Below are 4561 nucleotides of genomic sequence, written 5' to 3' on the forward strand. Positions count from 1 at the left end.
CCGCGAACCAACGGAGAGTCGCCGTCGGGGGCGGTGCGGTTGCTGTCGGGAGTCGTGCGGTTGCCGTCGGGACTGGTGGGGTTGCCGTTGGGGGAGGTGGGGGTGGAGGTGGTGAGAATGCATAGGGGCTGGGCGGTTTCCAGGATGTGCCGGGTGCGGTCGGCCGGGTGGTCGGGGTCGAGGGGGACGTATGCGCCGCCGGCCATGACGACCGCGTACATGGCGACTACCAGGTCGAGGGAGCGGCGCATGTCCAGGGCCACGAAGGTATCGGGGCCGACGCCCTCGGCGATCAGGAAGCGGGCGAGTCTTCGTGCCCTGCCGGCGAACTCGGCGTACGACAGGCTGGTGTTGCCGTAGGTCACGGCGATCGCGTCCGGCGTGCGCGCGACCTGGCCCTCGAAGAGCGAGGCCAGGGTCAGCGCCGCGTAGTCGGTGGGACCGGCCGTGAGCCCGACCGCGGTGGCATTGCGCTCGGACAGCAGGAGTTCACGTTCCTCGGGGGCGAGCAGCTCGATATCGCCGACCCGCGCGGTGGCATCGGCGACGGCGGTGCGCAGCACCCGCTGGAAACGTTGCGCGAAGGCGGACACGGTGGCGGCGTCGAACAGGTCGGTGGCATAGCGCAGCGCCACCGACAGCGCCGTGCGGCCGTCCTCGGCGGCGATCTCGGTGCAGGCCAACGCGAGGTCGAATTGGGCCGCGGTGTTCTCGATCGGGAAGCCGGAGACCTCCAGGCCGGGCAGCCGCACGACGGTGTCGTCGCGGTGTTCGAAGGTGAGCAGCGCTTGCACGATCGGCGAATGCGCTTGGGAACGCACCGGATTCAACTCGTCCACCAGTCGCTCGAACGGCAGGTCGGCGTGCGCGAAGGCCCGCACGTCGGCCTCGCGGACGGTGGTGAGCAGCTGGGCGAAGGTGGCATCCGAGCACACCGGAGTCCGCAGCACCAGGGTGTTGACGAACATGCCGACCAGGTCGTCCAGGGCCTGTTCGGAGCGTCCGGCGATCGGGGTGCCGATGGCGACGTCGTCGGTTCCGGCCAGGCGTGCCAGCACCACCGCGTAGGCGGCGTGCACCACCATGAAGGTCGAGACACCGTGGCGGCGCGCCAGTTCCGCGATCGCGGCGGTGGTGTCGGCGGACAGTTCGAACAGCAGCGCCGCGCCCCGGCCCGTCCACACCGGCGGTCGCTGGCGGTCGGTCGGCAGTTCCAGCACGGGGGCCAGCCCGGCGAGTTCGGTTCGCCAGTGGGCGATCTGGGCGGCCAGCGCCGAGGTGGGATCGTCGGCGTCGCCGAGGGCTTCCCGCTGCCACAGCGTGAAATCGGCGTACTGCACCGGCAGCGGCCGCCACGACGGCCTCGACCCCTCGGCGCGGGCGGCGTAGGCCACCATGAGATCGCGGGCCAGCGGGCCGGTGGACACGCCATCAGCGGCGATGTGGTGGGTCACCACGACCAGTACGTGCTCGTCCGGGGCGGCGCGCAGCAGGGCGACGCGCACCGGCAGTTCGGTGCGCAGCTCGAAGCCGCGTCCCGCCACGGCCGCGACCGCGCTCGGCAGGTCCGCGGCGTCGACCGGCGTGAGGTCGGGCGCGGGCACCGCGGCGACGGGCAGGATGTCCTGCCGCGGGCCGTCGGCGTCCGCCGGAAACAGCGTGCGCAACGCCTCGTGCCGTGCCATGACATCGATGACGGCGGCGCGCAGGGCGTCGAGATCCAGGGTTCCGGTGAGCCGCAGGGCGGCGGGAATGTTGTAGAGCGGCGATCCCGGGTCCAGGCGGTTGAGCAGCCACATTCGAGTCTGCGCCAGGGACAGCGGGATTCGCTCCGGACGCGGCCGCGGCGTCAACGCCACCGCCTGGCGGTCGGAGCGGACGGCGCGCAGTGCCAATTCGGCCACGGTGGGCGCGTCGAAGACCTCGCGCACGCTCAGATCGCAGCCGAGCGCCGCGTTGGCGCGGGCCACCAGGCGCATGGCGAGCAGCGAATTGCCGCCGCGGCCGAAGAAGTCGTCGTCCGCACCGATGGGTCCGCTGGCCAGCAGATCCGCCACCAGGGCCGCCAGCACCGACTCCGCGCCTTCTCGGGGCGCGCGGAAAGCGGTGGCGGTGGCGGTGAACTCGACGGCGGGCAGCGCCTTGCGGTCGAGCTTGCCGACAGCGGTGCGCGGCATGTCGTCCAGTACCACCAGATGCGCGGGCACCATGTAACCGGGCAGCCGGTCGCGCAGCTGCTCCAGTACCGAATCCGCGGAAATACCCTCTCCGGCAATGTATCCGACCAGACATTCGGTGCCCGCCGTATCCTCCGCCAGCAGAACGGCGGCGTGGGCGACGCCCGGCGACGCCAGCAGCGCCGCCTCGATCTCACCGAGTTCGATGCGCTGGCCACGCAGCTTGACCTGGAAGTCGTTGCGGCCCAAGTACACCAGATCACCGTCCCGGTTCCAGCGCACCAGGTCGCCGGTCCGGTACATGCGGCTGCCGGGCACGCCGAAGGGGTCGGCGGTGAAGCGTTCCGCGGTGAGCGCGCCGCGCCCCTGATAGCCGCGGGCCAGCTGCGCCCCGGCCAGGTACAGTTCGCCGGTGACGCCGGTCGGCACCGGGCGCAGCCGGGTGTCCAGCACATAGGCGCGGGTGTTCCAGTTGGGTCGGCCGATCGGGACCTCGTAATCGGCGTCGGTCGTGCCGAATTCGTGGTAGACGGCGGAGATGGCCGCCTCGGTGGGTCCGTAGGCGTTGTGCACCGCGCCGCCGACATGTTCGCGCAGCAGGGTCAGCAGTTCGGCGGGCAGCGCCTCGCCGCCGGTGTGCAGATGGCGGAAGGAACGCAGCGCGTCGCCGTGTCCCTCGGCGATGAGCGCCGCCAGCACCGAGGGCACGTGTTCGGCGATGGTGACGCCGAAGTCGCGCATGAGCCCGGCCAGATAGTCGAGATCCTGATGGCCGCCCGGCCGCGGGATCAGCAGCGGCGCTCCGACGAGCGCGGGCAGGAAGCATTCCCACACCGAGACGTCGAAGGTGAGCGGCGCTCGCTGCATGATCCGGTCGTCGCGGGTGACCCCGTATCGGTCCGCGAGCCAGCGCAGCTGATTCATGATGGCGGCGTGGCTGGTCGCCACCCCCTTGGGCAGGCCGGTGGAGCCGGAGGTGAACAGCACGTAGGCGAGATTGTCGGGCCGCAGCGGGGTGCGGCGCTCGGCGTCGGTGATCGGCCCGGCGGCCGGTGCGGACGGCTCCGCCGCGGCGACGTCCAGGTAGCGCACCCCGTCGACCGGGGGCAGGTCGACTCCGCCGACGGTCAGCACCAGCGTGGTGTTCGCGGTGGCGAGGACGTGTGCGATGCGCTCGACCGGATGCTCCGGATCGACCGGCAGATAGGCCGCGCCCGCCTGCACGACGGCGTGCAGCGCGATCACCATGTCGAAGCAGCGGTGCGCGGTGACGCCGACGATGTCGTCCGGGCCGACACCCGCCGCGATCAGCCCACGCGCCAGCCGATTCGCCCGCGCGGCCAGCTCCGCGTAGGTGAGCGCATCACCCTCGAAGCGGAGGGCGACGGCGTCCGGATCGAGTTCGGCCCGCCGGTCGAGCAGGTCGGCGAGGGTTTCCCGGGGCAGCGGCCGGACGGTGGCATTGCGGTCGGACAGCAGCAGCCCCCGCTCGGCCACCGACAGCAGCTCCACATCGCCTGCCGCGCACCGCGGATCGGCGATCATGGCGCGCAGCACCCGTTCGAAGGCGGCGAGGACGTCGCGCGCCGTCGCCTCGTCGAACAGGTCGACGGCATAGTGCAGATGCACGTCGATGCCCGCGGGCGCGCCCGCGGCGTCGTAGCGGTCGGTGAGCGTCCAGTCCAGGTCGAACTGGATGGGGCGCACCCCCGCGTCGATGGCGGCGATGGCAAGGCGAGCCAGGCGGAACTCGGGCTGGCTGTGGTTCTGGAGGGTGAACCCGACCTGGTAGATCGGCGCATGCGCCTGGGAGCGCGCCGGATTCAGCACCTCGACCAGCTGCTCGAACGGCACCGCGGCGTGTTCGAAGGCGGCCAGATCGGTATCGCGCACCTGCGCCAGCAGTTCGGCGAGGGTAGCGTCGGGGCGGACATCGGTGCGCAGCACCAGGGTGTTGACGAACATGCCGACCAGGTCGTCGAGCGCCTCGTCGCCGCGACCGGCGACGGGCGTGCCGATGACGATGTCGCGGGTGCCCGAGAGCCGGGCCAGCAGCACGGCCAGCGCGGTGTGCAGCACCATGAACGGGGTGGCGCGGGCCGCAGTGGCGAATTCGACGGTGGCCGCGTGCAATTCGGCGTCCAGGCTGCCGTTCACCGCGCCGCCGCGGTTGGTCGCGACGGCCGGGCGGGGGCGGTCGGTGGGCAGGGCCAGCACCTCGGGCACGCCGCGGAGCCGGTTGCTCCAGTAGTCCAGCTGTCGGGCCAGCACCGAATCGGCGTCGTCGGCGCTGCCGAGCACCTCGCGCTGCCAGAGCGCGAAGTCCGCGTACTGCACGGGCAGGGGTGCGCTGTTGGGCGCGGTGTCGGCACAGCGCGCGACGT

Annotated in this window: 1 protein-coding gene; it reads right to left on the reverse strand. The window is 72.0% G+C overall.

Annotation, left to right across the window (positions count from 1 at the left end; translation table 11 throughout):
* A partial coding sequence (locus tag QK444_RS32775) for a non-ribosomal peptide synthetase (RefSeq protein WP_282785930.1) occupies nt 1-4561 on the reverse strand: 4561 nt, incomplete at both ends.

Origin of the sequence: Nocardia sp. CC201C, from assembly GCF_030010695.1 — a bacterium.
Lineage (GTDB): Bacteria > Actinomycetota > Actinomycetes > Mycobacteriales > Mycobacteriaceae > Nocardia > Nocardia otitidiscaviarum.